Here is a 22240-nt window from a genome sequence, read left to right as displayed (position 1 = left end):
TCCCGGGCTCAGCGGATCTGGGTCCGCTGAGCCTTCCCCAGGGTCCGCTGATCCGCCCCCCGGGATCAGTGGCCCCTGGTCCGCCGGTCCCTCCTGAGGGTCCGCTGATCCGCCTCCCGCGTTTCCAGGATCAGTGGACCCGGGTCCGCCGGTCCCTCCCGAGGTCCGCTGATCCGCCCCCGGTTCCCGGGATCAGTGGACCCGGGTCCGCCGGCACTGTCCGGCCCGCCCGGTCCGCTGGCTCCGCCCGGCCCCTCCCCCAGGGTCCGCTGATCCGCCCCCCGGGATCAGTGGCCCCTGGTCCGCCGGTCCCTCCTGAGGGTCCGCTGATCCGCCTCCCGCGTTTCCAGGATCAGTGGACCTGGGTCCGCACCCCCAGGGTCCGCTGGTCATCCCTCCCCAGGGTCACAGGACGCCGGCCAGCCAGGGCCGGATGAGGGGCAGCACGGCCGCTCCGTGCATCCCGCTCATGTGGTCGAGCCCGTCGAGGAGGCGCACGTCCCAGCCGTGCGCCTCCATCTCCGCCCGCCGCGCGGTGAACGGCCCGGCGATGTCGACGGTGACCCCGCCCCATCGCGGGCCGTATTCGATCACGTCGTTCGCCCCGGCGAAGCACAGCCGCGGGCAACCGACGCGCTCCTGGGCGGCCGGTTCGTCGAAGTTCTGCAGGGCCTCGTAGAGGGTGACGAACTGCTGGGTCTGCTCCGGCGACATCGAGACCTGCACGCCGCCCCAGTCACCCGCCTCCGCCGCCTCCCCCGTCTCCGCCGTCTCCCCCGCCGGTGTGGCGGGCTGCGGGTCCAGTGCCATGCGGTGGGTGGCCGCGGTCACCGCGAGCATCTCCTTGTACGGCCCGCCGATGGGCGGGAAGCCGCCCATGACCAGGGCGGACAGCCGGTCGGTGCGGATGGCCAGTTGCAGCCCGGTCAGCGCCAGCCACGAGTAGCCGTAGTAGGCGAAGCGGTCCGCTCCGGCGGCGCCGGCGACGGCCAGGATGTCGCGGGCCAGGTTGTCCGGGGTGAGGGTGGCGGGCTTGGGCCGGGTCAGCACGTGGCCCTCGTAGTCGAAGGCGATGACGCGGAAGGCGTCGCTCAGGCCGGTGACCAGGGTGTGGCCGAGGGACAGGTCGGCGCCCCACTGGGCGGCCTCGGCCGCCTTCACCGGGTCGTCGGCGGGCCTGGGGTTGAGGGGCAGCAGCAGGGCGGGCCCGTCGCCGTGGATCTCGAACTCGATGGACGCCCCGTCGTGAAGGGTCGCGGTCGGCATGACAGGCTCCTATCTCTTTACGGCGTAAGTGATTACCACGATACCTTACGCCATAAGGAGTTAGGTCGCACGGCGCTCAACCCGCCCGCCGCCTCCCTCCGGGGTGAGGAGACGGCGGCCGAGTGGCCGGAAGAATCAGGACTTGGTGATGCGGACGTTGTCCACGCCCGCCTCCACCAGGCTGGCGGTCGCGCCGTCGTTGGCCTGGACCTCCAGCTGGATCGTCTGGCCGGCGAAGGCGGTGAGGTCGGCGGTGGCCGGCTGCCAGGAACCGGCTACCTGGGTCGCGGAACCGAGGCGTTCGAACACGGTGGTGCCGGCGACCCGCACGCGCAGGTAGTCGGCCGAGGAGGCGTTGTTGAGGTGGGCCAGGTAAGCCGAGAACGACAGGGTCAGGCGGGTGGCCGCCGGCAGGGTGATCTGGGGTGAGCGGATGGTGGTCAGGCCGCCGTCCACGTCGTTGGCGCCGACCTGCGCGCCGGCGGTGCGACCGGTGACGAGGTCGTTGGCGCCGCCGGCGGTGGTGCCGAGCTGGATGACGGCGCCGGCGTTGGTCGTCTGCTCGGGGTCACCCCGCTCCCAGCGGCCGGAGGTGGCGGTGTCGCCGGGGTCGGTGGTCCAGCCCTTGTCGGTTTCGAAGTCGTCCTCGAAGACGGTCTCGCCGCCCGGGCCGCCGCCGGGAGGGAAGCGGACGACGCGGTCGTCCTGGGCGGAGGGGGTACCGCGGCCGTCGCGGTTGCTGGTCATGATCCAGAGGTAGCCGTCGGGGGCCGCCGCGGCGTGGCGGAGCCTGCCGTACGTGCCGCGCAGGACGGAGTCGGGCGAGCCGCCCGTCACGGAGACGCGCCACAGGCGGGTGCCGCGCAGGGCTGCGGCGAACAGCGTGTCGGCGATGATGGCCGCGCCGCTGGGCGAGGCTTCCGAGGTGCTCCAGGTGACGATGGGGTTGCGGAAGCGCGGGTCGCCGCCGTTGCCCTCGACGATCGGCCAGCCGTAGTTGCCGCCGGCGACGATCTGGTTGACCTCGTCCCAGGTGTTCTGGCCGAACTCGGTGGCGTACATCTGACCGGCCGCCGTCCAGGCCAGTCCCTGCACGTTGCGGTGGCCGAGGGTGTAGACGGGCGAGCCGCCGAAGGGGTTGTCCGGCGGCACGGTGCCGTCGGGGCGCATGCGCAGGATCTTGCCGCCCAGGCTCTGCACGTTCTGGGCGTTGCCCGTGTTGTTGGCGTCGCCGGTGCTGGCGTAGAGCATGCCGTCGGGGCCGAAGGCCAGGCGGCCGCCGTTGTGGATGCTGGACTTGGGAATGCCGCTGCGGATCACGGTGGTGGCGGTGGGGCTGGCCAGCGTGAAGCGCACGATCCGGTTGTCGGAGGCGGCGGTGTGGTAGGCGTAGACGAAGCGGTCCTGAGCGTAGGTGGGGGATACGGCGATGCCCAGCAGGCCGCCCTCACCGCCGGGGACGACGCCGGGGACCCGGGCCACCTCCACCGGCGCGGAGCCCGGCCTGACCTGGACGATCCTGGCGCTGTTGCGTTCGGAGACCAGCGCGCTCCCGTCCGGCAGGAACGCGAGGCCCCACGGGATCTGCAGGCCGCTGGCCACTACTTCCGGACGGGTGAAGTCGATGTTGGCCGGCGCGGCGTGGGCCGGGGCTTGGATGGCTGTCGCGATGAGGGTGGTCGCGAGCAGCGTGCGGATAAGCACCATGAGGCGACATGACAAAACCCCACATCCGGTTGTCAAGGACCGAAACACCCGCCACAAAGACCGTTTACCCTGCCATCTGGCGACATTTCGGGTTTTTCAGGTTTTTAGTGTTGGGTACGGCTTCCGCCGGGTCAGCCGGATGGCCATCGGGTCTCCCCCGTCCGGCCGATACGCCGCCTTCCGGAGCACGCCTAGCCTCGGTCCCCATGCCGAAGATCTACAAGTCGAAGATCTACATGCCGAATCTCCGCCTGTCACGGACCACCCCGGCGCGTCTCGCGGCCGGCGCCCTCTGCCTGGCCCTCGCCTCGAGCGTGCTCACCGCCGTCCCAGCCCGGGCCGACGCGGCCCCGGGCCGGGCCGACGCCGCCCCGGCCCGGGCCGACGCCTCCCTGACCTGGGGCGCGTGCCGGGACAGGGCGCTCAGGGAGGCGGGCGCCCAGTGCGCCAAGGTGAGCGTGCCCCTGGACTACGCCGACCCGGCCGGCCGTACGATCCAGATCGCGATCTCCCGGGTCAAGGCCACGGGCCCGCGGCGTGGCGTCCTGCTGTCCAATCCCGGCGGGCCGGGCGGGACCGGGCTGGCGTTCACGCTCGGGCTGCGCGCCACGCTCAAGGACGTCGCCGGCCGCTACGACCTGATCGGGTTCGACCCGCGCTTCCTCGGCGAGAGCACGCCGATCTCCTGCGGCCCGGCGCGGGCCAGGCCCGCCACACCGGCCAGGACCACGCCGCGCGCCGACTTCGAGGCCACCTTGCGAGCCTCACGGGAGACCGCCCGCCGATGCCTGGAGCACGGCGACAACCGGGACCTGCTCCCCCACGCCTCCACCCGCAACGTCGCCAGGGACATGGACGCCATCCGCGCCGCGCTGGGCGAGCGGAAGCTGTCCTTCTTCGGCGTCTCCTACGGCGCCGATCTGGGCGCGGTGTTCACCCAGTTGTTCCCCGGCAGCGTGGATCGCATGGTGATCGACTCCTCCAGCGATCCCGGGGCCACGCAGTACGAGCTCTTCCAGCAGGCCGGTGCGCCGCTGGAGGCCGCGCTGGACGACTGGGCGCGGTGGGCGGCGGCCCGGCACGGGCGGTTCGGGCTGGGCCGTACCGGGGCGAAGGTGCGGGCGGTGGTGCAGCGGGTGCTCGACCGGGCGGAATACCGGCCGCCGTCCGTGGGCGGGGCGCGGCTGGACGCCGGCACGGTGCGGCTCCTGCTGAGGCAGCTCGTCCAGCACCGGGAACAGGACGTCGCCCTGGCGGAGGTCGTGCGCGATCTGGCCGCCGGCCCGCGGGCCGAGCCGAGCCCGTCGCTCAAGGCCATGATCCGGCTGCTGCGCTCGGACGAGCTGGCCCGGAGCATGGAGGGCGCGGTCCTGTACATGTGCGGGGACGCGGGCTGGCCCGCGGGCGGCTGGCCGCAGGAGCCGGGCACGTACTGGCGCAACATGACCCGCGGCCGTGCCGCCCAGCCGGTGTTCGGCCCGCTGGTCAACGGCATGATGGCGCCCTGCGCGTACTGGGATGCCGAGCGGCCGGAGCCGGTGACCGCCATCCGCAACCGGGTGCCGGTGCTGATGCTGCAGGCCGCCTCGGACAACCTCGCCGGCGCCCGGGTCCTGCACCGCAGGCTGGCCGGATCCCGCCTGGTGACGGCGGAGATCCGGGCCCACGGGGTGTACGGAAGGGGCGCGGAAGGCGGCACGCCGGTGCCCTGTGCCGATCGGGCCGTCAACGCCTACCTCGCCGGCGGCCGCCTTCCGTCCCGCGACTTCACCTGCCCAGGGGCCTGACCGACGCCCGGGTGCCGTCGCCGGCCTGCCATCCGGTGGCCAACGTGCCCGGGCCGGACACCTCCCGGCCGAGCGGCACGCCGACCGTGGTGACCCCCTTGCGGGACACGGTGACCACGCGGCTGCCCGCCGTACCCTTGGCGTCCCGCACGAACAGGTGCGCCTTGCCCGGCGCCCCGGCCACCAGCGTGACCTTCACCTCGTCCCCGCGGACGACGGCCGCGGCGACCCGCAGAGGGGCCGCCGCCGGAGGCCCGCCCGCCAGGGGCAGGCCGAGCCTGGCCGCCTGCTCCAGCGACGCCGGCGAGTCCAGGCTGGACAGCGCCGTCGCAGGCAGGACCGGGGCGGGCGGCGTGGCCGGGCGGCCGGGCGGGGGCTGGTAGCCGGGCAGCGTGGCCAGGCCCCACCGGTACGGGTCACCCTGGACGCCGCCCCAGGTGGACCAGCCGATCCGGGTCTGGCCGGTCTTGTCCTGGGTGTCGGAGTCGTAGTAGAGGATGTTGAGCCCGAGCCGGCCCGGATCCACGGCCCCGGGCACCTGCTCCAGCGGGATCGCCAGCTCGATGGTGTGGCCGCCCTCGGCGGGCTTCACCGCGACGGGCAGATTCGCCGGGCCCTGGCGGTTGTCGGCGTCGCGCAGCGTGCACGGCGGCCCCTCGGCCGTCACCGGCAGCACGGCCGCCTTGAACGTGGTGGAGGTGTTCTCCGACACCCCGCGCGGGTCCAGGGTGACCTCCAGCGCGTCGGTGCGCCAGTGCCGCTTGCAGTCGGCGGCGGGCAGCCGCGTGCCGGCGACGTCGTCCTTGACCGTGGCCAGGACGTAGAGGGTGTCGTCGTGCCAGGCCACCTTGGCGCTCCCGGAGCAGTCGGCCGCCGAGGAGCACGCCGTGCCCTCCCAGAGCCGGGAGACGTCGAGCGCCGGGCCCGGGTACTCGCCGGGTCCCTCCACGCCGTCCACCGTCACCGCGGAGCGCGGGATCACGGTGGCGGGCACGAGTTCCAGGGCGGGCCGGCTCACGCTGGAACCGCCGTCGCTCGTGGCGGTGACGGTGTAGACGTAGTCGCCGCCCTCGTTGGCGGTCTTCAGCGACGGATCGGAGTTGGTCACGGTGAACGGCACGGTCACGGACGCCCCGGGCGCCAGGCCGCTGTAGGGGGCCTCCGCCCGGTCTGCGGTGAACCCGCGGGGCAGCTCCACCTTCACGGTCCCCGACTGGGCGGTGTCGCCGACGTTCGTCACCACGACCCCGACCTGCCGCGAGCCGCCGGACGCCAGGGTGAGCACGGGCGTCACCAGCCCGCGAAGCTGCGCCGCGGGCAGCCCGCCGACCCACTTCTCGTACTGGCCGACCTGCGGGAGCAGCTGCTGCGTCACCCGTACGGCGGCGCCCACCTCGACCGGCCGATCGGTGTACCCGGTGCCCCGCTCGGTGGTCAGCGTGGCGGCCAGCCGTACCCGCTGACCGGTGGCGGCCCCCTGCGGCGGGGTGATCGTGAACGTGGCGGCGGCCCGGCGGCCGGGCGTGAGGCGGCCGAGGTCGCCGGAGCCCGTGACCTGCCACCCGGCGGGGACCTGCGGTTTCACCGACGCGCGCCCCAGCGCCTCGCGCCCGCGCACCTCGGCCCGGACGGTGAACGGCTTGCCCGGGCGCACGTCGAAGGCGGCGGCCGTCAGCGTGAACTCGGTGCCCAGCGGCACCGTCCCGGGGGCCCGGACGAGCGCCCCGTCGAGGATCGCGGTCGGCGCGGCGGCCGCGGGCGAGCCCGGCGCGGGGAAGGGCACCCGGGAGTCCACCTGCGTGAACAGGTCGCAGCCGAGCTTGGCCGGATCGGCCGGCACGTCGGGGAAACCGGCCCAGCCCTGGGAGGCGTACATGCGCTGGGCGTCACGCTCGATCGCCGCCCAGGTGCGTCCCTGGTGCGCGCGCCCGCTCCACACGCCGTAGACGTTGCGCACGGGGTCGGTGACGGCCTCGCACCCGGGGCCGGCGGGCGCGGTGATGCCGCGGGCGCCGCCGAGCAGCAGGCGGGCGGGGGCGAACGGCCGCAGGCCCTCCTCGGTCAATTGCTCGGGGAACGCCTCGGGGTCGGCGGCGGCGTAGAACGCCTCGACGGCGAGCCTGGCGGCCTGCTGGTGGTTGCCGTGGTTGCCCGGCGAGGGCGCCGGGTCCATGGTGAGCAGCACCTCCGGCCGGGTCTGCCGGACGATGCGGACGACCTTGGCCAGCGTGTCGCCGCCCCAGACCTGGTCGGTGAGCGGCGCGCTGACGGTGTAGTAGAAGTCGGCGTCGTCGAGGTTGAACACCTCGGTGATGCCGGCCTTGCCGACCGCGGCGCGCTCCTCGCCTTCGCGCAGGAGCCCGAGCGCGGGCCCCTCCTCGGGGCCGACCGCGTTGCCGCCGCCCTCGCCGCGGGTGACGGTGACCACGCCGGTGCGCACGCCGTGGTCCTGCTTCCACTGGCCCAGCGTGGAGAGGCTGAACGCCTCGTCGTCGGGGTGCGCGCCGACGAAGAGCGCGCCGAGGTCGGCGGGAGGCTGCGGCGAAGCCTGCGCGGGTACGGCGGGCGTCAATGTGAGCAGGAGAGCGGTGAGTAAGGGTGTCGCCAGACGCAAGAGGACCTCCGGAAGGGAGCTATTCGCGGACCGCCCCCTGGAGCAGCCCGCGGATGAAGTGGCGCTGGAGGAACAGGTAGAAGACGACGACCGGCGTCGCGACGATGACGGAGCCGGCGGCGAGCAGGGCGAAGTCGGCGGTGTACTGCCCCTGGAAGAAGGCCAGCCCGAGCGGCGCGGTGCGCAGCCCCTCGCTGGTGACCATGATCAGCGGGATGAGGAACTCGTTCCACGTCCACATGAAGACCAGCAGGGTGAGGGTGACGATGGCCGGCCGGGCCGGGGGCACGAGCACGAGCCAGAGGGTGCGCCAGGTGGAGGCGCCGTCGATGCGGGCGGCCTCGACGATGGCGCGGCTGCTGGAGCGGAAGTAGGCGCGCATCCAGAAGGTGCCGAACGCCACCGACAGCGCCACCTGCGGCAGCACGATCGACCAGAACGTGTCGGTGAGCCCCAGGCTGCGCAGGTCGAAGTAGAGGGGGACGGCGATGGCCTCGCTCGGCATCATGATCCCGAGCAGGAACAGGTAGAAGAGCGCGTTCTGCCCGCGGAAGCGCATGGTCCCGAAGGCGTACCCGCTCATGATCGACAGGATCACGCTGACCACGACGACGAACGCCGACACCCCGAGGCTCGTGCGCAGGTAGGTGTGGAAGTGCCCGGTCTCCCACGCCTGGACGAAGCCGTCGACGCCGCCGCCGGCCGCCGCCTGGAGGATCGTGAGGATGGGGAAGAGGGCGAAGAGCGCGAAGACGGACAGGATCGCGTAGTTGGCCAGGCGCTCCGAGCGGGAGATCACGAGGTGCTCCTGTCGGCGAAGCGGTTGATCACGAAGGAGATCGCGAAGATGACGAGGGTCAGGGTGACGCCGATCGCCGCCGCGGAGCCGACCTGGCCGAGCTGGAAGGCGCGGTGGTAGACCTCGTAGGAGGGCACGGAGGTGGAGGTGCCCGGCCCGCCCTCGGTGGTGATGTAGACGAGGTCGAACGTGCGCAGCGCGGCGATCACGGTGAGCGTGAGCGCGACCGCGATCTCGCCGCGCACCGACGGCAGCGTGACGGCGAAGAACTCGCGCACCGCGCCGGCGCCGTCGAGCCGGGCGGCCTCGTACAACTCCGGCGCGATCTTGCTCATCCCGGCCAGCATGAGCACGGTCACCAGCCCGGTCTCGAACCAGGTGCCGATGACGCCGACGGCCGGCAGGGCGAAGGTGTAGTCGCCGAGCCAGCCGCGGGTGAGCGCGCCCAGGCCGACCGCCTCCAGCAGGGCGTTGAGCGAGCCGTCGGAGGCGTACACCTGCCGCCAGGCGACCGCCACCACGACCATGGCCACGACCTGGGGCAGGAAGACGACGGTCCGGAAGAAGCCGAGCCCGCGCACCTTGGCGTGGTTGAGGACGGCCGCCAGCATCAGCCCGATCGCCAGCGGCAGCAGCGCGTAGAACACCATGAGCACGAAGGCGTGCCCGAAGGCGGCGCGCAGGTCCTCGTCGGCGACGATGGCCGCGTAGTTGCCCAGCCCCGCCCACGTGCCGAGGCTCAGCCCGTCCCAGTCGTAGAGCGAGAGCTGGACCGCCCGGCCGATCGGGTAGAGCAGGAAGGCCGCGTAGACGGCGAAGGCCGGCAGCAGGTACAGATAGGCGACCCGGCGCGGCTCGCCCGGCGGCCGGTTCATCCGTTGCTGTCCACGAACTTCTTGTAGTCCTTCTCCAGCGTGGCCAGGAACTCCTCGGGTGTGGCCTTCTTGGCCAGCAGGTCCTGGAGCGCGGCGCCGAGCGTGTCGGAGAAGGTGGGCGTGGCGTAGTCGAGGTACGGCACCAGCCCGTCCTGCTTGGTGATCGCGGCGAAGGCGGTGAACATGTCCTTCTGCGGCCCTTCCTCGACGGCCTGCTGGTCGGTGTCGGCGACCGGCAGCAGGTCGTTCTGGGTGAGCACCTTCATCGCCTCGGGGTTGGTGATGAAGTCGAGGTAGGCCGCCGCCGCGTCCGGGTTGGGGCTCTTGGCGGTGACCGCGAACGGCAGGCCGGTGCCGCCGGTGGCGACCGGGGCGCCGGGCGGCAGCATGAAGCCGAGATCCTTGCCCATGTCCGGGCCCAGCTCGCCGATCAGCCAGCTCCCGCCGATGACGAAGACGCCTTTGCCCTTGCCGAACGCCTGCCAGCCGGCGTCGTAGCCGAGGCCGTTGACGTCCTTGTTGAGGTAGCCCTTGTCCATCCACTCGACGAGCTGGGCGGCGGCCGCGGTGTTCTCCGGCGTGCTCCAGCTCGCGCCCTTGCGGCCGAAGCCGAGGGTGGCGATCTGCTCCTTGGGCACGTGCTGGCCCTGGACGGTGCCGAAGACGTGGACGGCGGGCCATTTGTCGAGGTTGCCGAGCATGATCGGCTGCTCGCCCGCCTGCTTGGCCTTCTCCAGCGCCGCCTGGAAGTCCGCCCACGTCGCCGGTGGCTGGACGCCGAGCTTGGCGAGCTTGGCGCGGTTGTACAGGATGCCGACGACCTCGCCCGCCTGGGGCATGCCGTACACGTTGCCCCGGCCGAAGTCCTTGCCGTCGGGGGTGTAGCTGACGTACTGCAGGACCGACTGGGGGTAGCGCTTCTTCCAGCCGTACGCCTCGGCGTAGGGGTCGAGCGGGCGTAGCTGGCCGGCCTTGACGAAGGCGCCCATCTGGGGGCGGCCGTTGTTGGCCTGGACGACGTCCGGCGGCTCGTTGCCGCTCAGGGCCAGGCGCAGGGTGGTGTTGAGGTCGTCGAAGGAGCGGGAGACCCGCTTGATCGTGATGTTGGGGTACTTCGCCATGAAGGCGGAGTTCAGCGCGGTCATCTGGGCGTTCTGCGCGCCGCGCACCTCCTGGTCCCAGACGGTCAGCGTCACCTTGCCGAGGGCGGCGGCGTCGGTGCGGACGGCGGCGGGGCTCGACGGGGCGGAGGACGCGGCCGGCGGCGCCGAGGACCCCGGGGCGCAGGCGGTCGCGGTGAGCGCCACTACGGCTGCGGCCAGCAGGGCACGCGTCGAGGCGGTCATGGGCTTACTCCTTCGGGGCGGGCGTGCGTGGCGGCTCGGGGGCCATCCCGAGGTCGGCGTAACGTGCGACGGTCGCGGCCGCCCGGCGTACCGCCCCGACCGGCACGGAGGGGACCAGCGTGTCGAGGAAGGCGTAGCGCCGCGCCAGCGACTCGCCGTAGGCGCCGGTGTGGCCGGACGACGCGCGCACCTCGTGCCACCAGTCGGCGATGTCACCCCACCCGGGCGCCGCGAGCGAGCCGCCGAACTGCTGTACGGCCAGCGACGCGCAGAGTCCGGCGAAGGCGAGCCGGTCGGCCAGCGGCCACGAGGACAGGGTGCCGAGCACGAACGCGGCGCCGAAGACGTCGCCGGCGCCGGTGGGGTCGAGCGCGTGGACCCGGGGCGAGGGCACGAACGCCTCCTCGCCGGTGGCCGAGTCGATGGCCATCGCGCCGTTGGCGCCGTCGGTGACCACGGCGACCGGTACCCGGTCGGCGAGGGCGTAGAGCGCGTCGCGCGGGGTGTCCATCCCGGTGTAGGCCATGGCCTCGACGGCGTTGGGCATGAACGCGTGGCAGACGGAGAGCTGGTCGAGCAGGCTGGCCGGCCAGGCGCCCGAGGGATCCCAGCCGACGTCGGCGAAGAGCAGGGCGCCGTCGCGGTGGGCGAGGTCGGCCCAGTTGCAGCCGCCGTCGGCGTCGCCGCCGAGCGGCTCGTCGGGTGAGAGCGTGACGATGACGGCGCGGGTCGCGGGCGGCTTGCCGATCATCTCGGAGGCGGCCAGCGGCGAGGGGTGTCCGTGGGTGACCATGCTGCGGTCGCGGTCGACGGCCATGGAGACGGTCACCGGCGAGTGCCAGTGCTCGAAGCGCCGGGACCTGGACAGGTCCACGCGTTCCTGCTCCTCCAGCGTGCGCCAGCAGAAGTCGCCGTAGTCGTCGTCGCCGAAGGCGGCGGCCAGGGAGGTGCGCAGGCCGAGGCGGCTGGCGGCGATGGCGAGGTTGGCGATGCCGCCGGGGCACGAGCCCATGCCCTCGGCCCAGACCTCGCTGCCCGCGGTGGGCATGGCGGGCAGGCCGGTGAAGACGATGTCGAGGAAGACCATTCCTGCGAGGAACACGTCGAACTGGGGGCCCTCGGGGCTTCGCCGCTGGGCGAGAGGGTCGTACACGGTACCGCGTCCTCCTCGGCAGATCGACGATGTGCGCAATCTTGCATGTTTGCTCGCGCATATCAAGGGCTAATGGAAAATCATGCTCACAGTTGCGCGAAAATGACTGATACGATCCGAGCGTGCTTCAGCGCCTCCGGCATGAGGAGATCATGCGCCGTGTCCGCCTCTCCGGCGCCACGAGCGTGCACGACCTCGCCCGGCAGCTGGGGGTGAGCCCCTCGACCATCCGTCGGGACCTGGAGGTCCTCGACCGCGACGGCACGCTGCGCCGGGTGCGCGGCGGCGCCCTGGCCGGCGCCGATCCCGACCCCGACATGCCGTTCGCCCAGGTCGCCGGCATCCACGAGAGCGACAAGGAGGCGGTCGCCGTGGCCGCCGCGCGGCTCGTGCACGAGGGCGAGGTGGTCCTGCTGGACATCGGCACGACCACGATGCGCCTGGCCAGGCAACTGCGCGGGCGCAAGGTCACCGTGGTCACCTCCAGCCTGGCCGTGCTCGACGTGCTGCGCGCCGATCCGGCGGTGGAGTTGCTGCTGCTCGGGGGGATGGTGCGCCGGCCGTACCACTCGCTCGTGGGGGTGCTGACGGAGGAGGCGCTGCGGCAGGTGGTGGCCGACCGGGTCTTCCTCGGCACGAGCGGGGTGCGGCGCGACGGGCAGGTCGTCGACACCACGCTGGCCGAGGTGCCGATCAAGCGGGCGATGATCGCGGCGGCCGGGCAGGTGGTGCTGCTGGCCGACCGGCACAAGTTCCCCGGCACCGGCGCGCTGCGGGTGTGCGGGCCCGAGGACATCGACGTCGTCGTCACCAACGAGGGCGCGGACGACAGCACGCTGCGCGCATGCGCGGCGGCGGGAACGGAAGTGGTGCTGGCATGAAACTGGCCGTTCTCGGCGGCGGAGGCTTCCGGGTCCCGCTCGTGTACGGCGCGCTGCTGCGTGACACGGCGAAGCGGCGCGTGGACGAGGTGGTCCTCCACGACGTCTCGCCCGATCGGCTGGCGGCGATCGGGCACGTGCTCGGCCAGTTGGCCGAAGGACACGACGACCCGCCGCGGGTGCGCGTCACCACCGAGCTCGACGAGGCGCTGGGCGGCGCCGACTTCGTCTTCTCGGCCATCCGGGTGGGCGGGCTGGCCGGGCGGACCGCCGACGAGCGGGTCGCGCTCGACCTCGGCCTGCTCGGGCAGGAGACCACGGGTCCCGGCGGCGTCTCGTTCGGCCTGCGGACGATCCCGGTGGCGGTGCGCGTGGCCGAGCGGGTGGCTGCGGTGGCGCCGCGGGCCTGGGTGATCAACTTCACGAACCCGGCCGGGATGATCACCGAGGCCATGCGGAGCGTGCTCGGGGACCGGGTGGCCGGAATCTGCGACTCGCCGATCGGGCTGATCCGGCGGGCCGCCGGCGCGCTGGGCGTGGACCCGGCCCGCGTCTCCCCCGACTACGTGGGGCTCAACCATCTGGGCTGGCTGCGCGGGCTCGGTTACGAGGGGCGTGACCTGCTGCCCGGGCTGCTGGCCGACGAGGAGGGGCTGCGGCAGGTGGAGGAGGCGCGGCTGTTCGGCGCCGACTGGGTGCGCACGCTGGGGGCGCTGCCCAACGAGTACCTGTACTACTACTACTTCACCCGCGAGTCGGTGGCCGCCGCCGCGGCGGCCGAGCGGACCCGGGGCGAGGCGCTGGTCGTGCAGCAGGACCGGTTCTACGCCGCGGTGCGCGAGCGGCCGGAGCGGGCGCTGGCCGCGTGGCGGGCGACCCGGGCCGAGCGCGACGCCACCTACATGGCCGACTCCCGCGAGGTGTCCGGGGCGGGTGAGCGGGCCGCGGCCGACCTGGCGGCGGGCGGCTACGAGGGCATCGCGCTGGCGCTGATGGCGGCCATCGCCCGGGGCGAGCCGGCCACGATGATCCTCAACGTGGGCAACGGCGGGGCGGTGCCGGGGCTGCCGCCCGAGGCGGTGGTGGAGATCCCGTGCGCGGTGGACGGCTCGGGCATCCACCCGCTGGCCACCCGCCCGCTGCCGGGCCGCTTCCTCGGGCTGATGCAGCAGGTCAAGGCGGTCGAGCAGGCCACGATCGAGGCGGCGCTCACCCGGTCTCCCGCGCTGGCGGTGCAGGCGCTGGCGCTGCATCCGCTCGTGGACTCGGTGTCCACCGCGCGCCTACTGCTCGACGGCTACCGGGCCCGGATTCCCGAGCTGGCCGCGGTCCTGCCCGGCTGAGGTGAGGCGGCGGCCGAGCGCCTGCATGGGGCGCTCCAGGAGGCGGTAGGTCAGCCAGCTCGCCAGCACCACCAGGACGAGGCAGAGCAGGCTGACCCCGAGCTGGAGGGCGGCCGGGGCCCAGCGCAGGTCGCCGGTGATCGCGATCACCACGGTCAGGATCGGCAGGTGCAGCAGGTACAACGAATAGCTGATCACCCCGAACCACACCAGGACGCCCGGCAGCCGCCGCCCGCGCAGCGCCATGAGCCCGGCGAAGGTGGCCACGGCCAGGGCGATCGTGGAGATCCACACGTCGGGCTGGACCCACCACCAGCCGGCGTCCAGCGCCCAGACGGGGGTGAGCGCCACGAGCGCCCCGGCGGCGAGCGCGGGCCAGAGGCTGCCGGTCCCCCGCTCCCACTGGTGCACGGCGGTCCCGGCGAACATCACCGCCAGGATCGCCGCCCCGAACCAGGGTGTCGGGCTGGCGGTCAGGAGCAGCCCGAGTGCCATGACGCCGAGGACGGCGGCGCCCGCCGTACGGAACACCCCGGTCAGGACGCAGGCCAGGCCCGCGGCGAACAGCACCAGCGAGACCCACGACAGCCACGGCCCGGCCAGCGGCGCGTTGGCCAGCGCCAGGCCCGCGGCCATGGCGGCGACGGCGAAGGCCAGCGACAGCAGGCCGCGGCCCACGCGCACGCCGGTCACGAACAGGGCGGTGACCATGAGGTAGAAGACCATCTCGTAGGAGAGGGTCCACATGGTGTTGACCACGCCGCCGGCGCCGACGACGTCCAGCAGCATCGTGGCGTGCGCGGCCACCGCGGAGGGGTCGCGCGGCACCTCGGGGCGTACCGGCAGCCAGAACGACAGGGCCAGCACGATCACGATGACCCCCGCATAAAGGGGGTAGAGGCGGAAGAAGCGGCTGATCCAGAACCCGCGCACGTCCCCGCGCCGCTCCAGCGAGACGGGGATGATGTAGCCGCTGACCAGGAAGAACACCAGGACGCCGAACATGCCGAGGTTGATGAACGTGGGCCGCAGCCAGGGCACCGCCCAGGTGAGCAGGTGTTCGGCGACGACGGCCAGCGCGCCGATGCCGCGCAGGGCGTCGAGCCAGGCCAGCCGCGTGGGAGCGGGCACGGTGGACGCGAGTGTGGGCGAGGCGGCGGCTGGCACGGATTCCGTCCTACCCAGATGTCGGGAAAATCACCTTCCCGACCCTGAGTGCGAGATGCGGATATTTGTAGGTTAGTCTTACCTAACTTGCGGAGCCCCGGGTCATGTCCCGGGGCCACGCCGTACGGCCGGACGCCCGGCCGTACCTTTCCATGAAGCACCAAGGATCCTTTCATGCCGTTCCGGTTCCCCCGTGCGCGCCGTCACGCGCTCACTCTGTCCGCCGTCGTCACCGCCGCCCTCGCGCTCGGCGCCTGCTCCTCGGCCGCGAAGCAGCCCGCGGAGCAGACCGCGGAGCAGCCCGCCGCCGCCGAGAAGCCCGCCACCACCGCCGCGGGCGGCTTCCCCGTCACCATCGACAGCGCGCTCGGCCAGGCGAAGATCACGCAGCAGCCCAAGCGCGTGGTCACCCTCGGACAGGGGTCGGCCGAGACCGCGATCGCGCTCGGGACCATCCCGGTCGGCATCGAAAGCTACGAGTGGGGCAGCGACAAGACCGGCTACCTGCCCTGGATCCACGAGGCCGTGACCAGGGCCGGCGGCCAGTTGCCCAAGCAGTTCAAGGGCGGCGAGGACATCGACGTGGACACCATCGTCGAACTCGAGCCCGACGTGATCCTGGCCCCCTGGTCCGGCATCACCAAGGAGCAGTACGCGGTCCTGTCCGGCATCGCGCCCACCGTGGCCTACCCGGACCTGCCGTGGAGCACCAACTGGGACCAGCAGATCGAGATCGTCTCCAAGGCGCTGGGCAAGCCCGGGGAGGCGCCCAAGCTCATCGCCGGCATCAAGAAGAACCTGGGCGACGCCGCCGCCACCCGCCCGCAGTACCAGGGCAAGACGTTCTCCTACATCTACACCAGCGGCCCCGGCACCCTCGGCGTCTTCAAGCCCGAGGAGCAGCGCGTGGCCATGGTCTCCATGCTCGGCCTGACCGTCGACCCGGTCGTCGGCGAGTTCAAGGAGACCGAGGGCACCGACTCGGCGCTCATCGGCCTGGAGAACGCGCAGAAGCTGGCCAAGAGCGACCTCATCTTCACGTTCTACACCGACGAGAAGACGCGCAAGGAGATCGAGGCGCAGAAGCTCTACGCCGCCATCCCCGCGGTCAAGCGCGGCGGCGTCGTGGCCAGTGACGACACCCCGTTCGTCACCGCCTCCTCGATCATCAACCCGCTCACCGTGCCGTGGGTGATCGACCGCTACCTGCCGCTGATCGACAAGGCCGTCGCCACCCTCAAGTGACCACGGCCACGTGACCACGGCTCCCCTCGCCCAGCCCACCCGCCCGCGCGGCCGCGCCGCCCGGCGGGTGCCGGCGTTCCTGCTCGCGCTCGCCGTCCTGGCCCTCGCGCTGCTGGCCAGCGTCGCCTTCGGCAGCCACCCGACCTCACCGGCCGACGTTCTCGACGTCCTGTACGGCACCGCCGACCAGAACACCGTCACCGTGGTCGAGAGCCGCTACCCGCGCACCGCGCTCGGCCTGCTGGCCGGAGCCTGCCTGGCCGTCGCCGGCACGCTGATGCAGGGGGTGACCCGCAACCCGCTGGCCGACCCCGGGCTGCTCGGCGTCACCGCCGGCGCCGCGGCGGCGGTCGTCACCGCGATGGCCTTCCTCGGCGCCTCCGGCCAGGCCGGCACCGTGTGGTGGGCGCTGCCCGGCGCGCTGCTGGCGGGGCTGCTCGTGCACGTCATCGGCTCGGCCGGATCGGGCGCCGGGCTGTCGCGGCTGGTGCTGGCCGGGGCGGTCGTCTCGGCCGTGCTGACCGCGTACGTGCAGGCGGTCACGCTCGGCAAGCCGCAGGTCTTCGACAGCTACCGCTACTGGGTGGTCGGCGCGCTGGGCGGGCGTGACTTCCCCGTGCTGTGGTCGGTGCTGCCGCTGGCCGTCGCCGGGCTGGCATTGGCCCTGGTGACCGCGCCCGGCCTCAACGCGCTGGCGCTCGGCGACGAGTCCGCCTCCGCGCTGGGCGCCAGCCCGGCGCTCATGCGGGCGGGCGGCATGCTCGCGGCCGTCCTGCTCAGCACCGCCGCCACCGCCGCCGTCGGGCCGATCGCCTTCGTCGGGCTGGCCGTGCCGCACGTCGTGCGGGCCGTCGCCGGGGTGGACATGCGCACGCAGATCCTCTTCTCCCTGGTGGCCGGGCCCGCCCTGCTGCTCCTGGCGGACGTCGCCGGACGCGTGGTGCTCAGCCCGCAGGAGCTCATGGTGGGCGTGGTGACCGCGTTCATCGGCGCGCCGGCGTTGCTGCTGGCCGTACGGACGATGAAGGGGAGCGCGTGAAGCCGCGGAGTTCTCCGCAGCCCGGCCGCGCAGAGGCCATGCCGCGGGGCTACGTGCGGCTCGGCCGCGCCGTGGTGCTGCCACTGGCCCCGGCCGCCCTGGTCACGGGGCTGGTCACGCTGGCGCTGCTCCTCGTGGCCGCGCTGGCCACGCTGTCGATGGGACGGCTCGGCCTCGCCCTCCCGGATCTGTGGTCCGCGCTCACCCAGGGCGCCACGGGCAAGCAGGCGTTCGTGCTGGAGCGGCTGCGCGGCCCGCGCCTGGTGGTGGCCGTGGGCGCCGGGGCCGCCCTGGGACTGTCGGGGGCGTTGTTCCAGACCGTCACCCGCAACCCGCTGGCCAGCCCCGACGTGATCGGGCTGAACGCGGGCGCCGGAGCGGGCGCCGCCGTCGTGGTGCTGCTGCTGGCCGGGGTGGTTCCGGCGCCGCTGGGCGCGCTCGGCGGCGCGGTGCTGGCCATGGTGCTGGTCTACGTCTCCACCAGGGCCGGATTCCGCGACCCGGGACGGCTGATCGTGGCCGGCATCGGCGTCAACGCGATCGCCATCGCCTTCACCCAGTACGTCGTCTACGCGGTCGAACGCGACAAGGCTGCGGTCCTGACCGCCTACGTCAACGGCAGCCTCGCCGCCCGCTCCTGGGACCACGCGCTGACCGTGTGGCTGGTGCTGCTAGCCGTCGTCCCGGCGGTCGCGCTGCTGTCGCGGCGGCTGAGCGTCTCCGAGATGGGCGACGAACTGGCCGCCGGCCTCGGCGCGGAACCCGCGCGGGCCAGGACCGCCGCCGTGGTGGTCTCGGTCGTGCTGTCGGCCGGGGCCGTCGCCGTCGCCGGGCCGATCGCGTTCGTGGCGCTGACCGCCCCGCAGATCGCCCGCCGCCTGACCCGCCTGCCCGGCCCCCACCTGACGCTGTCGGCCCTCATGGGCGCGCTGCTGCTGGTCCTGGCCGACCTCGCCGCCCAGCAGTCGCCCATCCCCGGCAACCTGCCCGTCGGCATCTACACCCTGGCCGTCGGCGGCCTCTACCTCGGATACCTGCTGACCCGCGAATGGAAGAAGGGCACCCTGTGAGCACCGGCCTGGCCGTACGCGACCTCACGATCTCCTACGGCGGCGCCCCCGTGGTCCGCGACGTCAGCCTCGAGATCCCGCACGGCGCGTTCACCATGGTCATCGGCCCGAACGGGTGCGGCAAGTCCACCCTGGTCAAGGCGCTGGCCAGGGTGCTCAAACCGGCCAGGGGCACGATCACCCTGCACGGCCGCGACCTGTGGGCCTACCGGGGCAGGGAGGCGGCCAGGCACCTGGCGCTGCTGCCGCAGAACCCGGTCGCCCCCGAGGGCATCACCGTCGGCGGCCTGGTGCGCCGGGGCCGCTACCCGCACCACACGCTGCTGCGCCAGTGGTCGCCCGGCGACGAGGCGGCCATCGGCTTCGCCCTGGAGCGCACCGGCCTGCGCGAGCTGACCGGAACCCAGGCCGGGCAGCTGTCGGGCGGCCAGCGCCAGCGCGCCTGGATCGCGATGGTCCTGGCCCAGCAGACCGAGACGCTGCTGCTCGACGAGCCCACGACCTTCCTCGACATCGCCCACCAGTACGACCTGCTGGAGCTCTGCCGCGAACTGCACGAGGAGGGCCGGACCATCGTCGCCGTCCTGCACGACCTCAACCAGGCGGCCCGCTTCGCCACGCACCTGATCGTCATGAACGACGGCCGGGTCGTCGCCCAGGGGCCGCCGGCCGAGGTGCTCACCGCCGAGCTGGTCAAGCAGGTCTTCTGCCTCGACTGCGACATCGTGCCCGACCCGCGCACGGCCACGCCGATGGTGGTGCCGCACGCCCGCCGTACCTGACCCGCACTTGCGGGCGGCGCGCGCGAGGTGTCATGCTGACGGCATGATCGACAGTAGAAAGGGCGTGCGCGCCCTCGCCCGTTGACCGGGCCCCGGCGGCTGGGAGCCGTCGACCTCCGCGATGAATGGCTGGGCCACGCGCTTTCGACGCAGCCCGCCGACCGTCCGGCCGCAGAGGCGGCCATCACCCTCCTGTACGAACGGCTGGGCCGGCCCGCGCCCGCCTTCACCTGGGTGGACTCCCCCGGCGCCGCGCTGGCCCGCGTACCACCCGGTGTCCCGGTCCAGGCGTTCGGGACGATGAGGTCGCAGGCCGGCCTGTCGATCGCCCAGCGCCTGGCCACCCTCGTCGCCGACCTGCGCGCCGGGCTGGACGACGGCGTCGGCCACGCCTGGGCGCCCGGCTGGACCAGGCATCCGGACAACCCGATCGACAGCGTGGTGCGCGCCGCCCTGCTGGGCATCGTGCGCGACGGGATCTGCACGCCGATCCGCCTCGCGCTCCCCCTCGCCGACCGCCTCACCTGGTACGGCCAGCACGACGCCTACTGGATCGCCCACTACGACGCCTGGCATCGGGTAGGCGGGCGGACCTTCGGCGGCCGGATCGGCGAGCTGGCTCCCTGGGCGCAACTGGCCCGCTCCTGCGGCTGGTGGTGGCCCCTGGAGGACCGGTGCGTGATCGCCGAACGCCCGCTCTCGATCCGGCTGCGGGACGGCCGCCTGCACAGCGACACCGGCCCGGCCGTCACGTTCCCCGATGGCTGGTCCGTGTACGCGCTCGGCGGATTCGTCGTCCCGGAGTGGGTCGTCACCGGCCCCACCCCCGAGCTGATCGAGAACGAGCCGAACGTGGAGGTGCGCCGCCTGGCCATCGAGCGGCTCGGCTGGGACCGCTACATCGAGACAGCCGGGCTGCGCCTGGTCGCCACGGCGCCCGATCCCGGCAACCCGGGCTTCGACCTGAAGCTGTACGACCTGCCGCGGACGCCGCTGGGCTACACGCCCCGGGTGCTCCTGGCCGTCAACGGGTCCGTGGAGCGGGACGGTACCCGGCGGCGCTACGGCCTCGGCGTCCCGCACTTCCTCGACGACCCCGTGGCGGCGGCCGCCTGGACCTACGGCCTGTCCGCCTGCCACTACTCCCAGCTGGCCCGGCGCACATGACGCGGCTCGAACACACGACCGTGAACCTCGGCGTCCTGTCCCGGCGCACCGGCCTGACCGTCCTCGGCCACCTCGAGCGGGAGGTCGCCGTCCCCGTCCTGGAAGGCATCCAGGCGCAGGGCGACCTGATCGTCATCCCGCTGCCCCTGGTGGCCGTGGCCGTCTCCCTCACGAACGGGCGGCACTGGCTGCAGGTCCCGGCCACGGGCCTGGAACTGCTGCGCAGCGCGGCGGGCGGCAACCCGCACACGCTCGTCGCCGACCGCGGCGCCTGCGAGTACCTTCCCTCGCCGGACGACACCCTGGGGCTTGCACTGGGCGTGTTCCAGTGCAGTGCCCCGGTCTACCTGCTGCACCCCGAGCACGGGGCGACCGGGTTCACCCCGGGCGCCTACGTGGTGCGGCGGCAGCGGGAGTACGACCACCGCAGGCGCACCTGGTCCGGCGGCGCCCACCGCCTGGTCGCCGACTGATCCAGCCCAGCCTCCTCGTTCCCCAGAGGGCGGGGAGGCTGGGTCAGGGGCGTGCCGATGCCGGCCGGGGCGCAGACGGCCGTCCCGAGGATGACCGCCACGGCCAGGATGACGCGTTTCAGGCGTTGTTCTCGGCCCTGCCCATGCGCCAGTAGCCCATGAAGGCGACGGCGCGCTTGTCCATGCCGCGCTCGGCCACCAGGTGGCGGCGGAGTGTCCTGATCACGGCGGCCTCCCCGGCCAGCCAGGCGTACACCGGCCCGGAGGCGTGCTCCTCGGGGACCTCCCAGAGTTCGTCGACGTCCACGTCGATGTCCTCGAAGGAGTCGGCGGGCTTCTGCTCGGGCAGCAGCCGCGCGGCGGCCGCCCGCACGGCGGGGACGAGGCGGGCACCGTGCTCGCCGCCCTCGCGGGCCAGCCAGGTGAGCTGGACCTGGCTGGGGGTGTCGAGCGGCAGGAAGTCGGTGGCGTGGGGCACCTCGATGAGCGCCTCGCCGCGGGTGCCGGCGGGCAGGCGCTCCAGGGTCGCGCAGATGGCGGGGGCGGCGGTCTCGTCGCCGGCCATCAGGATGGCGCCGGTGCCCGCCGGGGGGCGGAACTCCAGGCCGCCGTGTTCCTCCTCGAAGCGGGCGTCGGGGCCGAAGAGGGCGACCTCGTCGCCGGGGCGCACGGCGCCGGCCCAGCGGGCGGCGGGGCCGCCGTCGCCGTGCAGGACGATGTCCACGTCCACCTCGCGCCGCTCCGGCCGCACGTGGCGGACGGTGTAGGTGCGCATGGGGTTGCACCGCTCGGCGGGCAGCGCCCGCCACTGCTGGAACCAGTCCGGTCCGGTGGGGAAGCAGTCGAGCCCGTGTCCGGCGATCGGGAAGATGAGTTTGATCCGCTGGTCGTAGCCGTTGTCGGCGAAGAGGTCGAGATCCTCCCCGGTGAAGGTGACGCGCAGGAACGACGGGCTGAGCAGCTCCAGCCCGCGTACCCGCACGTCGAACTTACGAAAAGGTTCAACCACGGCAAACTCCACGAATCACCAAGGGATTTAGGTTAGGCTAACCTACACTATCCCCGGCAGGCTAGATCGGCGGCACCGTCGCGCGCCACGGCACCGGCGTGGACAGCACCATCGAGCTGGTCGGCCGCCCATAGTGAGCCAGCCGGTCGATCAGCTCCTCGAAGTCGGTCATCGAGGCCACCGCCACCCGCAGCACGCAGCAGGCGCCGCCGGTCACCCGGTGCACCTCGAAGATGTCGTCCGACTCCAGCGCCTCCGGATGCCGCAGCACGCACCCCGGCCCGTAACAGGCCATCGTGACCAGCGCCACCACCTCGCGCCCCGCCGCCCGCGGGTCCACGTGCGCCCGGTACCCGGCGATCACCCCGGACTCCTCCAGCCGGCGCACCCGCTCGGCCACCGCGGGCGGCGACAGGTGCACCCGCCGCGACAGCTCGCTGAACGACAGCCGCGCGTCCGCCTGCAGCTCACGCAGCAACAACCAATCCATCTCGTCCACTTTTCCCGCCAAAAGTCA

19 protein-coding genes are annotated in these 22240 nt (G+C 73.2%); 9 read left to right on the top strand and 10 right to left on the bottom strand.

Annotated elements, in window-relative coordinates:
* Nucleotides 1-405 precede the first annotated feature (405 nt).
* Nucleotides 406-1266, bottom strand: a complete 861-nt coding sequence (locus tag FVE25_RS03495; RefSeq protein WP_157244894.1) for an alpha/beta fold hydrolase — start codon at nucleotides 1264-1266, stop codon at nucleotides 406-408.
* A gap of 135 nt (nucleotides 1267-1401) precedes the next feature.
* Entirely contained in the window at nucleotides 1402-2973 is a 1572-nt protein-coding gene (locus tag FVE25_RS56165; RefSeq protein WP_181019429.1) for a PQQ-dependent sugar dehydrogenase, read from the bottom strand.
* 206 nt (nucleotides 2974-3179) lie between these two features.
* On the opposite strand from FVE25_RS56165, the gene FVE25_RS03485 reads away from it, so the two are divergent.
* A complete protein-coding gene (locus FVE25_RS03485) occupies nucleotides 3180-4760 on the top strand; it encodes an alpha/beta fold hydrolase (RefSeq protein ID WP_219825279.1) in 1581 nt (526 codons plus the stop codon).
* Here the strand turns inward: FVE25_RS03485 and FVE25_RS03480 are convergent.
* From FVE25_RS03480 to FVE25_RS03460, 5 genes are read right to left on the bottom strand one after another with little or no spacing between them, the layout of a single operon-like run.
* Complete coding sequence (locus tag FVE25_RS03480; protein ID WP_157244892.1) at nucleotides 4741-7374, bottom strand: sugar-binding protein; 2634 nt, start codon at nucleotides 7372-7374, stop codon at nucleotides 4741-4743. The two genes, FVE25_RS03485 and FVE25_RS03480, sit on opposite strands and share 20 nt — an antisense overlap.
* 19 nt (nucleotides 7375-7393) lie before the next feature.
* Nucleotides 7394-8173 (bottom strand): carbohydrate ABC transporter permease, encoded by a 780-nt coding sequence (locus FVE25_RS03475; protein WP_157244891.1) that lies wholly within the window; start codon nucleotides 8171-8173, stop codon nucleotides 7394-7396.
* Nucleotides 8170-9048, bottom strand: a complete 879-nt coding sequence (locus tag FVE25_RS03470; RefSeq protein ID WP_157244890.1) for a carbohydrate ABC transporter permease — start codon at nucleotides 9046-9048, stop codon at nucleotides 8170-8172. The genes FVE25_RS03475 and FVE25_RS03470 overlap by 4 nt, the downstream gene beginning before the upstream one ends.
* Nucleotides 9045-10394 (bottom strand): extracellular solute-binding protein, encoded by a 1350-nt coding sequence (locus FVE25_RS03465; protein ID WP_157244889.1) that lies wholly within the window; start codon nucleotides 10392-10394, stop codon nucleotides 9045-9047. Before FVE25_RS03465 ends, FVE25_RS03470 begins: the two co-directional genes overlap by 4 nt.
* A 4-nt stretch (nucleotides 10395-10398) precedes the next feature.
* Nucleotides 10399-11547, bottom strand: a complete 1149-nt coding sequence (locus FVE25_RS03460; protein ID WP_246266577.1) for a PfkB family carbohydrate kinase — start codon at nucleotides 11545-11547, stop codon at nucleotides 10399-10401.
* 122 nt (nucleotides 11548-11669) lie between these two features.
* On the opposite strand from FVE25_RS03460, the gene FVE25_RS03455 reads away from it, so the two are divergent.
* A complete protein-coding gene (locus FVE25_RS03455) occupies nucleotides 11670-12428 on the top strand; it encodes a DeoR/GlpR family DNA-binding transcription regulator (RefSeq protein ID WP_157244888.1) in 759 nt (252 codons plus the stop codon).
* Nucleotides 12425-13771 (top strand): 6-phospho-beta-glucosidase, encoded by a 1347-nt coding sequence (locus tag FVE25_RS03450; RefSeq protein WP_157244887.1) that lies wholly within the window; start codon nucleotides 12425-12427, stop codon nucleotides 13769-13771. Before FVE25_RS03455 ends, FVE25_RS03450 begins: the two co-directional genes overlap by 4 nt.
* Here FVE25_RS03450 and FVE25_RS03445 read toward each other — a convergent pair.
* Nucleotides 13712-14902, bottom strand: coding sequence for an acyltransferase family protein (locus tag FVE25_RS03445; protein ID WP_157244886.1), 1191 nt, complete (start codon nucleotides 14900-14902; stop codon nucleotides 13712-13714). The genes FVE25_RS03450 and FVE25_RS03445 overlap by 60 nt on opposite strands.
* A gap of 210 nt (nucleotides 14903-15112) precedes the next feature.
* On the opposite strand from FVE25_RS03445, the gene FVE25_RS03440 reads away from it, so the two are divergent.
* The 6 genes from FVE25_RS03440 (at nucleotide 15113) to FVE25_RS03415 (ending at nucleotide 20714) form a co-directional block, all read left to right on the top strand.
* The gene (locus FVE25_RS03440; RefSeq protein WP_157244885.1) at nucleotides 15113-16183 is read left to right on the top strand and encodes an iron-siderophore ABC transporter substrate-binding protein; all 1071 of its coding nucleotides are present in this window, start codon (nucleotides 15113-15115) and stop codon (nucleotides 16181-16183) included.
* A gap of 10 nt (nucleotides 16184-16193) precedes the next feature.
* Complete coding sequence (locus tag FVE25_RS03435) at nucleotides 16194-17222, top strand: FecCD family ABC transporter permease (protein ID WP_157244884.1); 1029 nt, start codon at nucleotides 16194-16196, stop codon at nucleotides 17220-17222.
* Between the two features lie 38 nt (nucleotides 17223-17260).
* The gene (locus FVE25_RS03430) at nucleotides 17261-18292 is read left to right on the top strand and encodes a FecCD family ABC transporter permease (protein ID WP_157245485.1); all 1032 of its coding nucleotides are present in this window, start codon (nucleotides 17261-17263) and stop codon (nucleotides 18290-18292) included.
* A complete protein-coding gene (locus tag FVE25_RS03425) occupies nucleotides 18271-19074 on the top strand; it encodes an ABC transporter ATP-binding protein (protein WP_157244883.1) in 804 nt (267 codons plus the stop codon). Before FVE25_RS03430 ends, FVE25_RS03425 begins: the two co-directional genes overlap by 22 nt.
* An 81-nt stretch (nucleotides 19075-19155) precedes the next feature.
* Entirely contained in the window at nucleotides 19156-20241 is a 1086-nt protein-coding gene (locus tag FVE25_RS03420; RefSeq protein WP_157244882.1) for a DUF6745 domain-containing protein, read from the top strand.
* On the top strand, nucleotides 20238-20714 hold the full coding sequence (locus FVE25_RS03415) for a hypothetical protein (protein WP_157244881.1): 477 nt from the start codon (nucleotides 20238-20240) through the stop codon (nucleotides 20712-20714). The genes FVE25_RS03420 and FVE25_RS03415 overlap by 4 nt, the downstream gene beginning before the upstream one ends.
* 118 nt (nucleotides 20715-20832) lie before the next feature.
* Here FVE25_RS03415 and FVE25_RS03410 read toward each other — a convergent pair whose 3' ends face one another.
* Entirely contained in the window at nucleotides 20833-21723 is an 891-nt protein-coding gene (locus tag FVE25_RS03410) for a siderophore-interacting protein (protein ID WP_157244880.1), read from the bottom strand.
* Nucleotides 21724-21784: 61 nt separating this feature from the next.
* Entirely contained in the window at nucleotides 21785-22213 is a 429-nt protein-coding gene (locus FVE25_RS03405; protein WP_219825278.1) for an Lrp/AsnC family transcriptional regulator, read from the bottom strand.
* Between the last annotated feature and the right edge of the window lie 27 nt (nucleotides 22214-22240).

This window comes from Nonomuraea typhae, from assembly GCF_009760925.1.
GTDB lineage: Bacteria > Actinomycetota > Actinomycetes > Streptosporangiales > Streptosporangiaceae > Nonomuraea > Nonomuraea typhae.
Note: the sequence above shows the minus strand (reverse complement) of the source record. Positions and strands in the feature narration are given on the sequence as shown.